Annotated in this window: 16 protein-coding genes, 1 tRNA gene and 1 rRNA gene; 13 read left to right on the forward strand and 5 right to left on the reverse strand. The window is 63.8% G+C overall.

Annotation, left to right across the window (positions count from 1 at the left end; all coding sequences use genetic code 11):
• Positions 1-151 precede the first annotated feature (151 nt).
• Entirely contained in the window at positions 152-880 is a 729-nt protein-coding gene (locus tag C7I85_RS26930) for a Crp/Fnr family transcriptional regulator (RefSeq protein ID WP_106727105.1), read from the forward strand.
• A 14-nt stretch (positions 881-894) separates the two neighbouring features.
• Here the strand turns inward: C7I85_RS26930 and C7I85_RS26935 are convergent, their stop codons facing one another.
• Positions 895-1,416, reverse strand: a complete 522-nt coding sequence (locus tag C7I85_RS26935) for a hemerythrin domain-containing protein (RefSeq protein ID WP_245445123.1) — start codon at positions 1,414-1,416, stop codon at positions 895-897.
• Between the two features lie 192 nt (positions 1,417-1,608).
• On the opposite strand from C7I85_RS26935, the gene ccoN reads away from it, so the two are divergent.
• The 9 genes from ccoN (at position 1,609) to groL (ending at position 11,277) form a co-directional block, all read left to right on the forward strand.
• The gene (ccoN, locus tag C7I85_RS26940; RefSeq protein WP_106727092.1) at positions 1,609-3,222 is read left to right on the forward strand and encodes a cytochrome-c oxidase, cbb3-type subunit I; all 1,614 of its coding nucleotides are present in this window, start codon (positions 1,609-1,611) and stop codon (positions 3,220-3,222) included.
• Positions 3,223-3,231: 9 nt separating this feature from the next.
• Positions 3,232-3,963 carry a cytochrome-c oxidase, cbb3-type subunit II gene (gene ccoO, locus C7I85_RS26945; protein WP_106727093.1) on the forward strand — a complete coding sequence of 244 codons (732 nt, stop codon included), beginning with the start codon at positions 3,232-3,234 and terminating at the stop codon, positions 3,961-3,963.
• 11 nt (positions 3,964-3,974) lie between these two features.
• Positions 3,975-4,127 (forward strand): cbb3-type cytochrome c oxidase subunit 3, encoded by a 153-nt coding sequence (locus C7I85_RS26950; protein WP_106727094.1) that lies wholly within the window; start codon positions 3,975-3,977, stop codon positions 4,125-4,127.
• A 2-nt stretch (positions 4,128-4,129) separates the two neighbouring features.
• A complete protein-coding gene (gene ccoP / locus C7I85_RS26955; protein ID WP_106727095.1) occupies positions 4,130-4,993 on the forward strand; it encodes a cytochrome-c oxidase, cbb3-type subunit III in 864 nt (287 codons plus the stop codon).
• An 8-nt stretch (positions 4,994-5,001) separates the two neighbouring features.
• The gene (gene ccoG / locus C7I85_RS26960) at positions 5,002-6,564 is read left to right on the forward strand and encodes a cytochrome c oxidase accessory protein CcoG (RefSeq protein ID WP_428832913.1); all 1,563 of its coding nucleotides are present in this window, start codon (positions 5,002-5,004) and stop codon (positions 6,562-6,564) included.
• On the forward strand, positions 6,564-7,061 hold the full coding sequence (locus C7I85_RS26965) for a FixH family protein (RefSeq protein WP_106727096.1): 498 nt from the start codon (positions 6,564-6,566) through the stop codon (positions 7,059-7,061). The genes ccoG and C7I85_RS26965 overlap by 1 nt, the downstream gene beginning before the upstream one ends.
• The gene (locus C7I85_RS26970) at positions 7,058-9,325 is read left to right on the forward strand and encodes a cation-translocating P-type ATPase (protein ID WP_106727097.1); all 2,268 of its coding nucleotides are present in this window, start codon (positions 7,058-7,060) and stop codon (positions 9,323-9,325) included. Before C7I85_RS26965 ends, C7I85_RS26970 begins: the two co-directional genes overlap by 4 nt.
• The gene (ccoS, locus tag C7I85_RS26975; RefSeq protein ID WP_106727098.1) at positions 9,325-9,486 is read left to right on the forward strand and encodes a cbb3-type cytochrome oxidase assembly protein CcoS; all 162 of its coding nucleotides are present in this window, start codon (positions 9,325-9,327) and stop codon (positions 9,484-9,486) included. The genes C7I85_RS26970 and ccoS overlap by 1 nt, the downstream gene beginning before the upstream one ends.
• A gap of 165 nt (positions 9,487-9,651) precedes the next feature.
• A complete protein-coding gene (groL, locus tag C7I85_RS26980) occupies positions 9,652-11,277 on the forward strand; it encodes a chaperonin GroEL (RefSeq protein ID WP_106727099.1) in 1,626 nt (541 codons plus the stop codon).
• Positions 11,278-11,333: 56 nt separating this feature from the next.
• Here the strand turns inward: groL and C7I85_RS30715 are convergent, their stop codons facing one another.
• A complete protein-coding gene (locus C7I85_RS30715) occupies positions 11,334-11,516 on the reverse strand; it encodes a hypothetical protein (protein WP_146148979.1) in 183 nt (60 codons plus the stop codon).
• A gap of 170 nt (positions 11,517-11,686) precedes the next feature.
• Between C7I85_RS30715 and nspC the strand changes: the two genes are divergently transcribed.
• Both nspC and C7I85_RS26990 read left to right on the forward strand, forming a co-directional pair.
• Positions 11,687-12,784, forward strand: coding sequence for a carboxynorspermidine decarboxylase (gene nspC, locus C7I85_RS26985; RefSeq protein WP_106727100.1), 1,098 nt, complete (start codon positions 11,687-11,689; stop codon positions 12,782-12,784).
• Between the two features lie 45 nt (positions 12,785-12,829).
• Positions 12,830-14,098 carry a saccharopine dehydrogenase family protein gene (locus C7I85_RS26990; RefSeq protein WP_106727101.1) on the forward strand — a complete coding sequence of 423 codons (1,269 nt, stop codon included), beginning with the start codon at positions 12,830-12,832 and terminating at the stop codon, positions 14,096-14,098.
• 23 nt (positions 14,099-14,121) lie between these two features.
• On the opposite strand, the gene C7I85_RS26995 is transcribed toward C7I85_RS26990, so the two are convergent.
• Positions 14,122-15,108: a LysR substrate-binding domain-containing protein gene (locus C7I85_RS26995; protein ID WP_245445124.1), complete on the reverse strand. Its 987-nt coding sequence runs from the start codon at positions 15,106-15,108 to the stop codon at positions 14,122-14,124.
• Between the two features lie 190 nt (positions 15,109-15,298).
• Between C7I85_RS26995 and C7I85_RS27000 the strand changes: the two genes are divergently transcribed.
• Positions 15,299-16,858, forward strand: coding sequence for a trimethylamine methyltransferase family protein (locus C7I85_RS27000; protein ID WP_106727103.1), 1,560 nt, complete (start codon positions 15,299-15,301; stop codon positions 16,856-16,858).
• 722 nt (positions 16,859-17,580) lie between these two features.
• Here the strand turns inward: C7I85_RS27000 and C7I85_RS27005 are convergent.
• Both C7I85_RS27005 and rrf read right to left on the reverse strand, forming a co-directional pair.
• Positions 17,581-17,657, reverse strand: a tRNA-Met gene (locus tag C7I85_RS27005).
• Between the two features lie 212 nt (positions 17,658-17,869).
• Positions 17,870-17,982 (reverse strand): 5S ribosomal RNA (gene rrf, locus C7I85_RS27010); the annotation flags it as partial.

Genomic DNA, 17,982 nt, shown 5'->3' on the forward strand with positions numbered 1-17,982 from the left:
AAAGCGAGCTTCAGATAGCGCGGACTACCTCAGCGTTTGCAAAAGCGACCTGAGCTAAGCCATGCTGCGGCCCTGAGGGACAAACTGCCGCGAGATTTTTGCAACTGGGCGCTGTATCTATCGGAAAACACTGGCCGGATAGGCGATGGACATGAATGCCAGGCAGGACATACACAACTCCGACATTCCCGTACTGTGCCAGGCATGCGAGGCGCGCCACCGCGGCGTCTGCGGTGCGCTGAACCCGGATCAGCTCGTCGCGCTCAGCAAGCAGTCGTTCAAATACCGTGCCGAGCCCGGCGAGGAGCTCGTCGGCGATAGCGAAAAGGTCGTCAATTTTTCGAACGTGCTGTCGGGCGTGGTCAAGCTCAGCAAGGTGCTGTCGGACGGACGGCAGCAGATCGTGGGCCTGCAGTTCGCGCCCGATTTCCTCGGCCGCCCCTTCAAGACGGAAAGTGCGCTGAACGCGGTGGCCGCGACGCCCGTATCGCTCTGCTCCTTCCCGAAATCGGCCATCGACCGCATGGTCAAGGAAGTGCCGGAGCTCGAGCACCGGCTGCTGAAGCAGACGCTGAAGGAACTGGACGAAGCCCGCGACTGGATGCTGACGCTCGGGCGCAAGACTGCGGCCGAAAAGGTCGCGAGCTTCCTGCACCTGGTCGCCACCCATATCGATCCCGAGGCCTCGATGGGCAGCGGGCCGGTCGCTTACGACCTGCCGCTGACGCGCGCCGACATCGCCGATTTCCTCGGGCTCACCATCGAAACGGTCAGCCGGCAGATGACCAAGCTGCGCAAGGACGGCGTGATCGAAATCGAACACAACCGCCACATCACCATTCCCGACATCGGCCGGCTCGAAAGACGCGCCAATATTTAGATAGGCTACGCCTCTCAGCCCTTTGCGCCGAACAGCGGCGCCATCGCCTCGCGCTCGTTGGCGATGTGGCGGCGCAGGGCAGCGAAGAAGCCGCGCAGCATGTAGCTCAGCGCATCGACATTGAGCACGTCGAGCCCCTGCCCGATGCGCCGCAGCCCCTCGGCAAGCTCGGCGGCGAAATCCGCATCCTCGATATGTTCGGCCTTCAGCCGCGCCACGAGCTCGACCGACGGCTGGGCATTGCCCTGCGCGCGGATATAGGCGGGAAACAGTACGCCCTCCTCATAGGCGTGAACTTCGCGCAGCAACGGCTCCAGCTTGCCGGAAGCAGCCAGGCATTGTTCGCGATTGAGCGCCTGCGGCAACGAGTCCGCAATCGCCTCGAGCAGGTCGCACAGCGCCAGTTTTTCGGCGTGGAGCCGGCTAAGCATCGTCTCCCGAACGCTGGCGCAAAACAGCGGCGCCACCGATTCGACAGTGTCGTCTCCGGTTGCGAGAGGCGGCCGGTCGCATCCGTCCCCCGCTCTCATCGACATTGCATGAACCTCCTCCTGCGCAAGCTGCGTCGATTTTGACGCATGGTTGGACGCCAGAAATGCACGCCGTGCGCGACCGCTCTTTGATCCAGATCAAGGAGCCTTGCGCGGCTAACGGCCAGTGTCCGGCCAAGGATCCGCGGGCTCGGCTTGCGGATTCGCAGCCGTTTTTGCCTCATAGGGGGACCGTTCATGAAATTTGGTGTCGAAATCGTCGGCGTCACCGCCGCCGCCTTTCTGGCGCTACTGGGGGCCGCCTTTGCAGGCGACGACCTCTTCCGGGCGCATATGTGGGTGCTGTTCTTCGCACTCAGCGTTGGCGCCATTCTGCTCATGCGCAACACGCGCTTCGGCGCGCAGGCCGTCGCGACCGACACGTCGGGCTATCTCGATGGGCCGATCCGCTACGGCGTGGTCGCCACCGTGTTCTGGGGTGTGGTGGGCTTCCTCGTCGGCGTCCTCATCGCCGCGCAGCTTGCCTTTCCCCATCTCAACCTTGAACCCTGGTTCAATTTCGGGCGCGTGCGTCCGCTGCACACCTCGGCCGTCATCTTCGCCTTCGGCGGCAACGCGCTGATCGCCACGTCCTTCTATGTCGTGCAGCGCACCTCGCGCGCGCGGCTGTTTGGCGGCGATCTCGCCTGGTTCGTGTTCTGGGGCTACCAGCTCTTCATCGTCATGGCGGCCACCGGCTACCTGCTGGGCATCACCCAGAGCCGCGAATATGCGGAACCGGAATGGTATCTCGACATCTGGCTGACCATCGTCTGGGTCGCCTATCTCATCGTGTTCCTGGGCACTATCCTGAAGCGCAAGGAACCGCACATCTACGTCGCCAACTGGTTCTACCTGTCCTTCATCGTGACGGTCGCGATGCTGCACGTGGTGAACAACCTGGCGGTGCCGGTCTCCTTCCTCAGCTCGAAGAGCTACTCGGCCTTCGCAGGCGTGCAGGATGCCCTCACCCAGTGGTGGTACGGCCATAACGCGGTCGGCTTCTTCCTCACCGCCGGCTTCCTGGGCATGATGTACTACTTCATCCCCAAGCAGGTGGATCGCCCGGTCTATTCCTACCGCCTGTCGATCATCCACTTCTGGGCGCTGATCTTCCTCTACATCTGGGCCGGTCCGCACCACCTGCACTACACCGCCCTGCCCGACTGGGCGCAGACGCTGGGTATGGTCTTCTCGATCATGCTGTGGATGCCCTCCTGGGGCGGCATGATCAACGGCCTGATGACGCTCTCGGGCGCCTGGGACAAGATCCGCACCGATCCCATCGTCCGCATGATGGTCATGGCCGTGGCCTTCTACGGCATGGCGACCTTCGAAGGCCCGATGATGTCGATCAAGACGGTCAACTCGCTCAGCCACTACACCGACTGGACCATCGGCCACGTGCACTCCGGCGCACTCGGCTGGAACGGCCTCATCACCTTCGGCGCCATCTACTTCCTGGTGCCCAGGCTGTGGAACCGTGAGCGGCTCTACTCGATGCGCATGGTGACCTGGCACTTCTGGCTCGCCACGCTCGGCATCGTCATCTACGCGGCCGCCATGTGGGTCGCCGGCATCCAGCAGGGCCTGATGTGGCGCGAATACGACGAGCAGGGTTTCATGGTCTACTCCTTCGCCGAGTCCGTCGCCGCCATGGTGCCCTACTACGTGCTGCGCATGCTGGGTGGTGTCCTCTACCTCAGCGGCGGCCTGCTGATGGCTTGGAACGTCTTCATGACCATCCGCGGCAACCTGCGCCAGGAAAAGCCGATCCCCGGCGCCACACCCGCACTGCAGCCGGCCGAATAGGAGCTTTAAATGTCATTGCTCGACAAACATTCCATTATCGAGAAGAACGCTACGCTGCTCTTGGTCGGCTCGTTCCTGGTGGTCACCATCGGCGGCATCGTCGAGATCGCGCCGCTCTTCTATCTCGACAACACCATCGAGAAGGTGGAAGGCATGCGGCCCTACTCGCCGCTGGAGCTGGCCGGCCGCAACATCTACGTCCGCGAAGGCTGCTATCTGTGCCACAGCCAGATGATCCGGCCCTTCCGCGACGAGGTGGAGCGCTACGGCCACTACAGCCTGGCGGCGGAGTCGATGTACGACCACCCGTTCCAGTGGGGCTCCAAGCGTACGGGGCCCGACCTCGCCCGCGTCGGCGACCGCTACTCCAACGAATGGCACGTCCAGCATCTGGTCGACCCGCGCTCGGTGGTGCCGGAATCGGTCATGCCCACCTACGCCTTCCTGAAGACCACCCCGCTCGATGTGAAGGACATCAAGTATCACCTCGAGGCCAACAAGGCGGTCGGCGTGCCCTACACGCAGGAGATGATCGACAACGCCGAGGCCGACATCAAGGCGCAGGCCGATCCGAACGCCAACACGGCCGACCTCCTGGCACGCTACCCAAAGGCCAAGGTCGGCGACTTCGACGGCAACCCCGCAGTCCTCACCGAGATGGATGCGCTGGTCGCCTATCTGCAGATGCTCGGCACGCTGGTCGACTTCTCGACCTATGACGACGCCGCCGGTAGCCGCTGACGGAGGACAAGATGGAAACCTACACCGCAATGCGCCACTTCGCCGACAGCTGGGGGCTGCTGATCATGGTGCTGTTCTTCGCCGGGGTCGTTTTGTTCGCCTTCCGCCCCGGCAGCCGCAAGCAGGCCGAAGAGGCCGCCCGTATCCCGCTCAAGGATGACTGAGAATGACGAAGAGAGAGATCGACCAAATTTCCGGTGTCGAGACCACAGGTCATGAGTGGGACGGCATCAAGGAGCTCAACAACCCGATGCCGCGCTGGTGGGTGTTGTGCTTCTACGTAACGATCGTCTGGGCACTCGGCTACACCATCGCCTACCCGGCCTGGCCGATGATCAGCTCGGCAACCACCGGCCTGCTCGGCTTCTCCAGCCGCGGCGAGCTGAAGAACGCGATGGCCGAGGCCGACGCTGCCAAGCAGGGCTTTGCCGACGCCATCGCCGCCAAGTCGGTGACCGAGATCATCGCCGACGACAAGCTGCGCGAGTTCGCCACGGCAGCTGGTGCCGCCGCCTTCAAGGTGAACTGCATCCAGTGCCACGGCTCGGGCGCGGAAGGCTCGCCGGGCTTTCCGAACCTCAATGACGACGACTGGCTGTGGGGCGGCAGCGCCGATGCGATCCACCAGACCATCGCGCACGGCATCCGCTATGCCGGCGACGCTGACACCCGCGTCTCCGAAATGCCGGCCTTCGGCGAAATCCTCGAGAAGGAGCAGATCCGGGATGTGGCCGCCTATGTCCACAGCCTGACCGGCACTCCGAGCGATGCTGCTGCCGCGACCGCAGGCAAGCAGGTGTTCGCCGACAATTGCGCCGTCTGCCATGGCGACGACGCCAAGGGCAACCGCGAGGTCGGCGCGCCGAACCTTGCCGACGCCATCTGGCTCTATGGCTCGAGCGAAGCCGACATCGCCCGCCAGGTGCGCACGCCGCGCCACGGCGTGATGCCGGCCTGGTCGGCCCGCCTCGGCGAAACCACAGTCAAGGAACTCGCCGTCTACGTCCACTCGCTGGGCGGAGGAGAATAAAATTGGAAATGCAGAGCATGGAGCGGGCTGACGTCGAACGGCTCGAAGCCGAACCGGTAAACTCGGCCAAGAGCCGGCAGCCGCTCTACGCGCCGCGCAAGAAAATCTTCCCGAAGCGTGCTTCGGGAAGTTTTCGGCGTTTCAAATGGCTGGTCATGGCGGTGACGCTCGGCATCTACTACCTGACGCCATGGCTGCGCTGGGATCGCGGACCCTACGCGCCCGACCAGGCGGTGCTGCTCGACATGGCCAACCGCCGCTTCTATTTCTTCCCCATCGAGATATGGCCGCAGGAGTTCTTCTTCGTCGCCGGCATGCTCGTCATGGCCGGCATCGGCCTGTTCCTCATCACCTCCACCGTCGGCCGCGCCTGGTGCGGCTATACCTGCCCGCAAACGGTGTGGGTCGACCTGTTCCTCGTTGTCGAGCGCGCCATCGAGGGCGACCGCAACGCCCGCATCAAGCTCGATTCCGCGCCCTGGTCCTTCGCCAAGCTGTGGAAGCGAGTGACAAAACACCTGATCTGGCTGCTGATCGCGGTCGCCACCGGCGGCGCCTGGATCTTCTATTTCGCCGACGCGCCGACGCTGCTGAAGGAGCTCTTCACGCTGCAGGCCGCGCCTATCGCCTACATCACCGTCGCGATCCTCACCGCCACCACCTACACCTTCGGCGGGCTGATGCGCGAGCAGGTCTGCACATACATGTGCCCGTGGCCGCGCATCCAGGCCGCCATGCTCGACGAGAACTCGCTGACCGTCACCTATAACGACTGGCGCGGCGAGCCGCGCTCGCGCCACGCCAAGAAGGCGGCCGCCGCGGGCGAGACGGTGGGCGATTGCGTGGACTGCAACGCCTGCGTCGCCGTCTGCCCGATGGGCATCGACATCCGCGACGGCCAGCAGCTCGAATGCATCACCTGCGCACTCTGCATCGACGCCTGCGACAGCGTCATGGACAAGATCGGCAAGGAACGCGGCCTGATCTCCTACGCCACGCTGAACGACTACCAGTCGAACATGGCGCTCGCGACCGACAACGGTACGCACGCAATCGACCCGGCCAAGGTTCGCACGCCCGCGGGCAAGCTGTCGGACCGCGTCGCGCATTTCCATATCCGCAAGTTGTTCCGGCCCCGCACCCTGGCCTATTTCGGCGTCTGGTCCCTCATCGGGATAGGTCTTCTCTATGCGCTGTTCAGCCGCGACCGGCTGGAGCTCAGCGTGCTGCATGACCGCAATCCGCAATTCGTGACGCTGTCGGACGGCTCGATCCGCAACGGCTACACGGTCAAGCTGCTCAACATGATCCCCGAACCGCGCACCGTCGTTCTGCGTCTTGAGGGGCTGAAAGGCGCCACCATGACCGTGACCGGCATAGACGAACATGCGCCGGAGTCCGCCGAGGTCGAGCTTGAGCCGGATCGGCTGAAGACGCTGAAAGTATTCGTCGCCCTGCCGCGCAATGCGCTGGCGACGGAAGCCATGTCCTTCCGCTTCGTGATCGAGGATCGCGGAAGCAGCGAAACCGCCCATAGCGATGCCAAGTTCCAGATTCCAGGGAGAAGGTAATGACCGCCGCACCGATCCGTACGAGAGAGTTCACCGGCTGGCACATGCTGGCCGTCATGGTCGCCTTCTTCGGCGTCGTCATCGCCGTCAACATCGTCATGGCGATCTACGCCAATACGAGCTGGACCGGACTGGTCGTCCAGAACAGCTATGTCGCCAGCCAGGAGTTCAACGAAAAGACGGCCGAAGCGCGCGCGCAGGCCGCGCGGGGCTGGAAGGACAAGCTCGAGATCGAGCCGGGCACCGTGAGCTTTGCGCTCGCCGATGCGGCCGGCAGCAGCATCGAGGCCAAGGGCGTCACCGTCACCTTCCGCCGCCCGGCCTACGAGGCTGAGGACGAGACCTTTCAGCTCACCCGCCAGCCCGACGGCGCATACGCCGCCGAGCACGCCGTGCGCGATGGGCTCTGGGTCGTCGAGATCGACGCAGATATCGGCGAGGCCCGCCCCTATCGCGTCGTCCACCGCATCGTGGTCAAGCAGGGGATATACAGATGAGCTGCTGCGCGCCGACCGAAATCGTCTCCGACATCGAGCGTGTCGAGCGCTCCGCCCCCTCCCCTGAGGAAATGCTGCTTGTCAGCCGCGCGCTGGGCGACGGCATCCGGCAAAGCGATCTTTCGGTGCCCGGCGTGCATTGCGGCGCCTGCATCCAGAAGATCGAAAGCGGCTTGTCGAAACTGGACGGCGTGGTCGCCGCGCGCGTGAACCTCTCGACCAGGCGCGTCAGCGTTCGCTGGCGCGAGGGCAAGATGCCGCCGCTTTTCGAGACACTGGATCGTCTCGGCTACGAGGCGCATCTGTTCGACCCCGCCGCCGACAAGAAGGACGAGACGCTTGGCGAGCTCATTCGCGCGCTTGGCATCTCGGGCTTTGCCGCGGCCAACGTCATGCTGCTTTCGATGTCGGTCTGGTCCGGCGCGGAGGGCTCTACCCGCGACATGTTCCATTGGGTCTCGGCGCTGATCGCGACGCCTGCGCTCGCCTTTGCCGGCCGCATCTTTTTCCGCTCCGCCTGGAACGGGCTGAAGCGCGGCCGCGCCAACATGGACCTGCCGATCTCCATCGGCGTGCTGCTCGCCTACGGCATGAGCCTCTACGAAACCATCCACCACGGCCAGCACGCCTATTTCGACGCCTCGGTGACCCTGCTGTTCTTCCTGCTGATCGGCCGCACGCTCGACCATGTGATGCGCGAGCGCGCCCGCGAGGCGGTGAAGGGGCTGGCGCGGCTGGCCGCGCGCGGCGCCATGGTGCTGCGCCCCGACGGCTCGCGCGACTATCTGCCCACTGAGGAGATCGAGCCCGGCATGCGCATCCTGCTTGCCGCCGGCGAGCGAGTTCCGGTCGACGCCCAGGTCGAAGAAGGCGCATCCGATCTCGACTGCTCGCTGGTGTCGGGCGAAAGCGCGCCGCAGCACGTGGCTCCGGGCGCAACGCTACGCGCCGGCACGCTGAACCTCACCGGCCCGCTCACCATCCGCGCGCTGGTCGCCGCAAAGGACTCCTTCCTTGCTGAGATGGTGCGCATGATGGAAGCGGCCGAGGGCGGCCGCACGGTCTATCGCCGCATCGCCGACCGCGCTTCCGCGCTCTATGCGCCGCTCGTCCACCTCACCGCCTTCGTGACCTTCCTTGGCTGGATGGCTGTTTCTGGTGACCTGCATCGCTCCATCACCATCGCCATTGCGGTGCTGATCATCACCTGCCCCTGCGCTCTCGGGCTCGCGGTGCCGATCGTGCAGGTGGTGGCCGCCCGTCGCCTGTTCGAAAGCGGCATCATGGTCAAGGACGGCTCGGCCATGGAACGCCTTGCCGAGATCGACACGGTCGTCTTCGACAAGACCGGCACGCTGACGGTCGGTGCGCCAAGGCTGGTCAATGCAAATGCGATCCAGTCGAACACGCTGGCGCTCGCCGCTGTCATGGCCGCACACTCCCGCCATCCGCTGTCGAAGGCAATCGCGACGGCCGGCGCTTCCGCACCGCACCAGGCACTTTCCGACATCCGCGAACTGCCCGGCTACGGCGTCGAGGCGCGCGCGGGCGAAAATCTCTACCGGCTGGGCCGCGCCGACTGGGCCGTCTCGGGCGGCAATGCCGAAACCGGAACGGTTCTCAGCCGGAACGGCCAGTTTCTGGCCGAGTTCGAATTCGAGGACCGGCTGCGCGACGGCGCGGTCGAGTCGGTGCGCCGGCTCGGCGATTTGGGCCTGCAGATGGAAGTCCTGTCTGGCGACCGGCCGGCAGCGGTCGCCAAGCTGAGTTCCGCGCTCGGCATCCAGGCCTTCCGCGCCGGCGTCCTGCCCGGCGACAAGGCCGAGCGCGTGACCGAACTCACGCGCGATGGACGAAAGCCATTGATGGTCGGCGACGGCCTCAATGACGCCCCCGCACTGGTGGCCGCTCATGTTTCCATGGCGCCCGCCACCGCCGCCGATGTCGGCCGCAACGCCGCCGATTTCGTCTTCCTGCGCGAGAGCCTGTCGGCCGTGCCGCTGGCGCTGCGCATCTCGAAGGATTCGGGCCGACTGATCCGCCAGAACCTGACGCTCGCGGTGGGCTACAACGCCATTGCCGTGCCGATCGCCATTCTCGGCCATGTCACCCCGCTGGTGGCGGCGCTGGCGATGTCGCTCTCTTCGGTTCTGGTGGTGGCGAACGCGTTGCGGCTCAAGGGAGCCGCCGGGCCGGCCATTGCGCAGGCCGCAGGCAACACTAAGATCGGCGGGTCCACGCTGGGTTCGATGGAGGCGGTTTGATGGCGACGCTGCTTTATCTCATCCCGATTGCACTGTTCCTCGGCGGGCTCGGCCTCGGCGCATTCATGTGGTCATTACGCAGCGGCCAGTATGACGATCTCGACGGCGCCGCATCGCGCATCCTGATCGATGACGAGGACGATCCCGAGCAGAAGCGCTAGGCTCCAGCGGCGGACAATCGAAAATACTCGCCGCCGCCCTTGAAACAGGATTTTCACAGCGCCAGATCACTTTCGCGCGACGCCATATTTCGACGCCCGCATCCAGTCCGCATTTTCCGCCGAATTTGCATTCGACCAGGAATACCCCAGTGAAGGGAGAGGACGATGTCTGCCAAGGAAGTGCTGTTCGACGCCGAGGCCCGCGAGAAGATGCTGCGCGGCGTTCACATTCTCGCCGATGCGGTGAAGGTCACGCTCGGCCCCAAGGGGCGCAACGTCGTCATCGACCGCTCGTTCGGCGCACCGCGCATCACCAAGGATGGCGTGACCGTCGCCAAGGAAATCGAGCTTGCGGACAAGTTCGAGAACATGGGCGCGCAGCTCGTCCGCGAGGTGGCATCGCGAACCAGCAGCGCTGCCGGTGACGGCACCACCACGGCAACCGTTCTTGCCCAGGCAATCGTCGAGGAAGGCAACAAGGCAATCGCCTCGGGCCGCAATCCGATGGACCTCAAGCGCGGCATCGATCTCGCCGTCAATGCCGTCGTGGCGGATCTGAAGAAGAACGCCCGCAAGGTCACGCGCAACGACGAGATCGCGCAGGTCGGCACCATCTCGGCCAATGGCGACCACGAGATCGGCCGCTTCCTGGCCGAAGCCATGCAGAAGGTTGGCAATGACGGCGTCATCACCGTCGAGGAAGCCAAGACCGCCACGACCGAGCTCGAGATCGTGGAAGGCATGCAGTTCGACCGCGGCTACATCTCCCCCTACTTCGTGACCGATCAGAAGAAGATGCGGGTCGAGTTCGAGGAACCCTACATTCTGATCTACGAGAAGAAGCTTGCCAGCCTGCAGGCCATGCTGCCGGTCCTCGAGGCGGCGGTGAAATCGGGCAAGCCGCTTTTGATCATCGCCGAGGATGTTGAGGGCGAGGTGCTGGCGACGCTGGTGGTCAACAAGTTGCGTGGCGGGCTGAAGGTCGCGGCCGTCAAGGCGCCCGGCTTCGGCGACCGCCGCAAGGCCATGCTTGAGGACATCGCCATCCTCACCGGCGGCAGCGCGATCAGCGAAGACCTCGGCATCAAGCTCGAGCACGTCACGCTGCAGATGCTCGGCAGCGCCCGCAAGGTGATGATCGAGAAGGAGACGACCACCATCGTCGGCGGCGCCGGCTCCAAGGCCGAGATCGAAGGCCGCATCCGCCAGATCAAGCAGCAGATCGAGGAAACCACCTCGGACTACGACAAGGAAAAGCTTCAGGAGCGCCTGGCCAAGCTCGCCGGCGGTGTGGCTGTGATCCGCGTCGGCGGCGCTACCGAAACGGAAGTGCGCGAGCGCCGCGACCGCGTCGATGATGCGCTGCACGCAACCCGCGCCGCGGTCGAGGAAGGCATTTTGCCGGGCGGCGGCGTGGCGCTGCTGCGCGCGGGCAACGCCCTCGATGGGCTCAAGCCGCAAAACGAGGACCAGCGCGTCGGCATCGAGATCGTTCGCCGCGCCATCGAGGCTCCGGCGCGCCAAATTGCCGAGAATGCCGGCACGGACGGTTCCGTCATCGTCAGCAAGCTGCGCGAGAACGCCGACCCGGCCTATGGCTGGAACGCGCAGACGGGCAAATATGGCGACCTGTTCAAGCAAGGCGTCATCGATCCGGTCAAGGTGGTGCGCGCGGCGCTCGAAGGCGCCGGCTCCATCGCCGGCCTGCTCGTCACCACCGAGGCGATGGTGGCCGAAAAGCCGAAGAAGGAAGCCGCGCCCGCAATGCCCGGCGGCGGCATGGAGTTCTGAGGCAGGGCAGTTACAGCCCAGGATCATCCCGGTGCTTGACTCCGGGGGGTGTTTGACTACTTTGCGCCCCCATGATGTGCATCATTCCGAACCTGTTCCGGCGAGAGCCGCAACGCATCAAAGCGGGCTTCTAGCCCGGACGCGATCGAAGCCTGGCTCGCGTTCGGGGGTGCCAGGGTTATCCAGTTTCCGTCAGATGCAAGAATCGCATCCTTGAAGTCGAAGACGAACTTCGACACCGAACCGTTTCCACGAGCCGCCGGGCATTCCGGCACCTTTGGGTCCAAAACGCTTGAGATTGCGTCCGGCAGTTCCTAAAAGGACCCGGAAAATCTCCCGCACCGCTCGACCGATCTCAGGACGCCTGCCGGCGAGCGACAGATATTTGAACCAACAGAGCGCCGAACCGATGATCCAGACGCCCTACTATCTAATCGACAAGACCCGGCTTCTGCCGAACATGGAAAAGATCGCCTATGTGCGCGAGCATTCCGGCGCCAAGCTGCTTCTGGCGCTAAAATGCTTCGCCACCTGGTCGGTGTTCGACCTGATGCGCGACTACATGGACGGCACCACCTCTTCCTCGCTCAACGAGGTTCGGCTCGGCCGCGAAAAGTTCGGCGGCGAGACGCACGCCTATTCGGTCGCCTATGCCGATCACGAGATAGACGAGGTGATCGCCAATGCCGACAAGATCATCTTCAACTCCATCGGCCAGCTGGAGCGCTTCGCCGACAAGGCGAGCGGCCTGGCGCGCGGCCTGCGCCTCAACCCGCAGATCAGCTCCTCGAGCTTCGATCTCGCCGACCCGGCGCGGCCCTTCAGCCGCCTGGGCGAATGGGATGTGGCCAGGATCGAGACCGTCATGGACCGCGTCAACGGCTTCATGATCCACAACAACTGCGAGAACAAGGACTTTGGCCTCTTCGACCGCATGCTCTCGCAGATCGAGGAAAGGTTCGGCTCGCTGCTCGGTCGCGTCGAGTGGGTCAGCCTTGGCGGCGGCATCCACTTCACCGGCGAAGGCTATCCCATCGACGCCTTCTGCGCGCGGCTGAAAGCCTTTGCCGAGCGCCACGGCGTGCAGGTCTATCTCGAGCCAGGCGAGGCCTCGATCACCAAGAGCACCACGCTGGAGGTGACCGTTCTCGACACGCTGAACAACGGCAAGAACCTCGCCATCGTCGACAGCTCGATCGAGGCGCACATGCTCGACCTCTTGATCTACCGCGAAAGCGCGAAGGTCGAGCCCAACACCGGCGAGCACAGCTACATGATCTGCGGCAAGTCGTGCCTGGCGGGAGACATCTTCGGCGAGTTCCGCTTCGACAGGGAACTGAAGGTGGGCGACCGCATTTCGATCCAGGACGCCGCCGGTTACACGATGGTCAAAAAGAACTGGTTCAATGGCGTGCGCATGCCGTCGATCGCGGTGCGCGAGCTGGACGGCACGCTCCGCGTCGTGCGCGAGTTCGGTTTTGAGGATTACGTCGCGAGCCTCTCGTGAGGCTCGTTGTATTTGGCTGACGGGAAAAGGAGACATACGCCCGAAATGAAGAAGAACGTACTGATCATCGGCGCTGGCGGCGTGGCACAGGTTGTGGCCCACAAATGCGCGCAACACAACGATCTGCTCGGCGATATCCATGTCGCTTCACGCACGGTCGCGAAATGTCGTGCGATCGTCGAGTCGGTCCGGGAAAAGAAGAGCCTGAAGAATCCGAACGGCGTGATCGAGGCGCATGCGCTCGACGCGCTGGACGTCGAGGCTACCAAGGCGCTGATCGAGAAGACGAAAAGCCAGATCGTCATCAATGTCGGCTCGGCCTTCGTCAACATGTCGGTTCTTTCGGCCTGCATCGCGACGGGCGCGGCCTATATCGACACGGCCATCCACGAAGACCCGCTGAAGATCTGCGAGACTCCGCCGTGGTATGCCAATTACGAGTGGAAGCGCCGCGAGGAGTGCGAGAAGGCTGGTGTCACCGCCATTCTCGGCGCCGGCTTCGACCCGGGCATGGTCAACGCCTATGCCAAGCTCGCAATGGACGAGTATTTCGACCGCGTCGATTCCATCGACATCGTCGACATCAATGCCGGCAGCCATGGCAAGTATTTCGCCACCAACTTTGACCCGGAGATCAACTTCCGCGAGTTCACCGGCCAGGTCTGGTCGTGGCAGGACAGCAAATGGGTCTCGAACAAGATGTTCGAGGTCGGCAAGGAATGGGACCTGCCGGTGGTCGGCAAGCAGAAGGCCTACATGACCGGCCATGACGAGGTGCATTCGCTGTCGCAGCGCCTCGGCGTGCCCACCGTCCGCTTCTGGATGGGCTTTGGCGACCACTACATAAACGTCTTCACCGTGCTGAAGAATCTCGGCCTCCTGTCCGAGCAGCCGATCAAGACGGCCGAGGGCCAGGAAGTCGTACCGCTCAAGGTGGTCAAGGCCGTGCTGCCCGATCCGTCGTCGCTTGCGCCCAACTACGCCGGCAAGACCTGCATCGGTGATGTGGTGAAGGGCGAGAAGGACGGCAAGGAGCGCGAAGTCTTCATCTACAACGTCGCCGATCACAAGGAAGCCTACGAGGAAGTTGGCAGCCAGGGCATCTCCTACACCGCCGGCGTGCCTGCCGTTGCGGCCGCGATGCTGGTTGCGAACGGCCAGTGGGACGTCAAGAAGATGGCCAATGTGGAAGACCTGCCGCCGCGGCCCTTCCTCGGCCTGCTCAACCAGATCGGCCTGCCGACGCGCATCAAGGATGCCGACGGCGACCGCGCGCTGGAATTCGACACCCCTGCGCTCGCCGCCGCAAGCTGATCCGGCGCGGCCTCAAGCCGCGTTCAGCCGATAGTCTCGACGCCCCCTCCCTCACCGGAGGGGGCGTTTTCGTTTGCATAGAGCGTGTTTTCGAGCGGCTTGGGCGGGGTCGCATTGGCCTCGGCGCGTATCCAGTTCAGGAACGCCGTCACCGACGCCTTCGGCGTCCCATGCTTGATGACCACGTAATAGGCCGCGCGCGGCCGCAGGATCTCTACCGACACCCGCACCAGCTGCCGGCGCTCGAGCAGGTCGTCGACCATCCGGTGCCAGCCGAGCGCGATGCCCTCGCCGCGCAACGCCGCATAGAGCGCATCCGTATAGAAATTGCAGCTTAGCGTGATGTTCATCGGGTCCCCGCCATGCCCGAACGCCTTCAGCCACTGCTCCCAGCCGATCCAGCTCGGCTCCATCGAATGGCTGGCGATGAGGTTGTGCCGGGCAAGGTCGGCGACGCAATCGGGCGAGCCGCGCTCTGCGAGATAGTCCGGGCTGCACACCGGGAACAGGTCGTCACCGAACAGCATGATCGCCTTGCCGTCGGGCCAGTTGCCATCGCCATAGCGGATCACCACGTCGATGTCGTCGCGGCGGAGATCGACGCTGCTGTCTTGCGTGACGATCTTCAGCTTGATGTCGGGCTCGGCGCGCCGAAGGCTCGACACTTTGGGCAGGAGCCAGAAATGCGAGAAGGCCACGGTGGCCGAAATCGTCAGCTCGGCCGCATCGCCCATGCTGGTGATCGAGCGCACCGTGTCCGCCACGATGCCGAGCGCCTCCGACATCGCGCCCGACAGCGCCCTGCCCTGCTCGGTCAGCTCAATGCTGCGATGCAGCCGTCGGAACAGCGGAAAGCCGAGGCTGCTCTCCAGCGCCTGCACCTGGCGGCTCACCGCCGCCTGGGTGATGCCCAGCTCGACCGCCGCGCGGGTAAAGCTCTGCTGCCGCGCCGCTGCCTCGAACACCACCAGAGCCGTCATGGACGGAAGCTGCCGACGAAATCCTGCCATTACCTGACCTCATGCACGGCGTTCCAAAAAATGCCGTTGACGCTGTTATCGCATAATGAATGCTTATGCACAGCCGATATCCGCGAGGCTGCTTCACGGCGGCGTTTCTTGCGGGAGGAGATCGCAATCGAACATGGTTTGGCGCCAGCCGCAGCCATGTTCCTGGCAGCTGAGAAACGGAAATTTCGACATGACCACCCTTGCCACGCCCGCAGCCCCTGCAGAACCGAGGTCCGGCGGGCGCGAGGCGCGACGCCGCGCCCGCCTGAACCGGTCGACCGGCGCGCTGCACCGGCCCTATATCGTCCGCGGCATTCCCACCTACGACATCATGTCGGAGGAAAATCTTGTCCGCATCGAAAAGACGGCCGATCGCATCCTCGCCGAGATCGGCATCGAGTTCCGTGACGATCCGGTGGCCCTCGACCACTGGAAACGTGCCGGCGCCCATATAGATGGCGTGCTGGTCAAGTTCGAGCCGGGCATGCTGCGCGAGGTCCTCAAGACCGCGCCCGCTGAGTTCACCCAGCATGCGCGCAACCCTGCCAATTCGGTGCAGATCGGCGGCAAGAACGTCGTCTTCTCGCCGGCCTATGGCTCGCCCTTCGTCATGGATCTGGACAAAGGCCGCCGCTACGGCACGATCGAGGACTTTTGCAACTTTGTGAAGCTGGCGCAGTCCTCGCCCTGGCTGCACCATTCGGGCGGAACGATCTGCGAGCCGGTGGACGTGCCGGTCAATAAGCGTCACCTCGACATGGTCTACGCTCATATCAAATACTCGGATCGTGGCTTCATGGGTTCGGTGACGGCCGAGAGCCGCGCCGAGGATTCCATCGACATGGCGCGCATCCTCTTCGGCGAGAAGTTTGCCGACGAAAACTGCGTCATCCTGGGCAATGTGAACGTCAACTCGCCGCTCGTGTGGGACGCCACCATGACGACGGCGCTGCGCGCCTATGCCCGCGCCAACCAGGCGGCGGTGATCGTGCCCTTCATCCTCGGCGGCGCCATGGGGCCGGTCACCAATGCCGGCGCCATCGCCCAGTCGCTGGCCGAAACCATGGCCGGCTGCGCGCTGACCCAACTCGAGCGCCCCGGCGCGCCGGTGATCTTCGGCAATTTTTTGTCGTCGATGTCACTGCGGTCCGGCTCGCCCACCTTCGGCACGCCAGAGCCGGCGATCGGCTCGATGGTCATCGGCCAGCTCGCGCGGCGGCTAAATCTTCCCCTGCGCTGCTCGGGCAATTTCACCACCTCGAAGCTGCCCGACGCGCATGCAATGAACGAAGGCACCATGTCGATGCTGGCGGCGGTGCATTGCGGCGCCAACTTCATCCTCCACTCGGCCGGCTTCCTCGACGGTCTGTTGTCCATGTCCTACGAAAAATTCGTCATGGACGCCGACTTCTGCGGTGCGCTCCACAGCTATCTCGACGGCGTGAAGGTGGACGACAACCAGCTCGCGCTCGACGCTTTCCAGGAGGTCGGCCCCGGCAACCATTTCTTCGGCTGCGCCCACACCGTGGCCAACTACGAAACCGCCTTCTGGGATTCGGAAATCGCCGACAACGAGGCCTTCGAAAAATGGGAAGCCGCCGGCTCCGAGGACGCCGCGACGCGTGCCAACAAGCGCTGGAAAAAGGCCTTGGCCGAGTACGAAGCACCGGCCCTGGACGAAGGCATCGACGAGGCGCTGAAAGACTACATGGCTCGCCGCAAGGCTTCGATGGAAGACGCCTGGTACTGAGGCACGGTCCACGACGGCAGGCTGATAGCTAGCCGACGAAGCACGACATCATCAGCTCTATCAACGAAGCGGAAGCCCCCTGGGCTTTCGCTTTTTTCATCGCGGCCGTGGCTTTCTCAGAAGCAGATTACTTGTCCCCCAGGAGCATCTGGAGACAGTCAACGCCGGAGAGCAGATTTTCACGGCCTACGCAATCCGCCGGCTATCCATCGCCTAATCGGCAGATGCCGGCGCTGACCTTCAGCCCCACCAAGTCAAAAATTGCCTGTCTGACCCAACCCATCGGAACGATTGTGGAAAAGACCGGCATCATTCCCATTTGAAATTTCATATTGAGGAGTCGTTAACCGGGAGGTTGCACGGTCATCACGCATGAATTTCTCCCTGAAGTTCATGCAGGCGGCTCCGGATACCCCCACACCCCTGCTCCGGAGTCGCCACCTTTCCCTGGAATTCGACGCTGTCGCCAGACAGCCAAACAGACACCGAGGGACGACCCGATCGTCCACTCAATCCCTGCTGACTTTTCGCTGGTATCTGGCGCGCCCCTCCCCTCTCGCCTTGTTTTCCCGTTCCCGCGCCTCGGGTGAAACCCGGCGCGATCAAGGCGACGGTTTACGGCGAGTTCAGTACGCTGCTTGATTGGACCGCGCGGCAGGCCGGTGGCGACTGGACAAACAAAAACACTCCCGGAGCTGGGCTCGCGGGAGTGTTTTGATCTTTGGTTGCGGGGGTTGGATTTGAACCAACGACCTTCAGGTTATGAGCCTGACGAGCTACCGGGCTGCTCCACCCCGCGATAAACTTGTGTGGCGTTGGCGAGCAGCCCGGTTTGCTGGTTTGCCGGTCCTCAAAGGCTTTGCCTTCTGCGGTCCGGCGGGGCTGCTCCACCCCGCGTCAAGTGTTCGTTCCAAAGCAAAGGGCCGCGTTCGATTGTGCTCGATGCGGCCCGCGGGTCCCGTTTGTTGCGGGCCTTTTGTCGTTTGGAGAAGATTTTCATGCATTTGGCAGACCTGGCAGCGACTTACTCTCCCGCGTCTTGAGACGAAGTACCATCAGCGCTGGAGCGTTTCACGGCCGAGTTCGGAATGGGATCGGGTGCAGCCGCTCCGCCATAACCACCA

It is taken from the genome of Pseudaminobacter soli (ex Li et al. 2025) (assembly GCF_003012705.1).
GTDB classification, from domain to species: Bacteria; Pseudomonadota; Alphaproteobacteria; order Rhizobiales; family Rhizobiaceae; genus Pseudaminobacter; species Pseudaminobacter soli.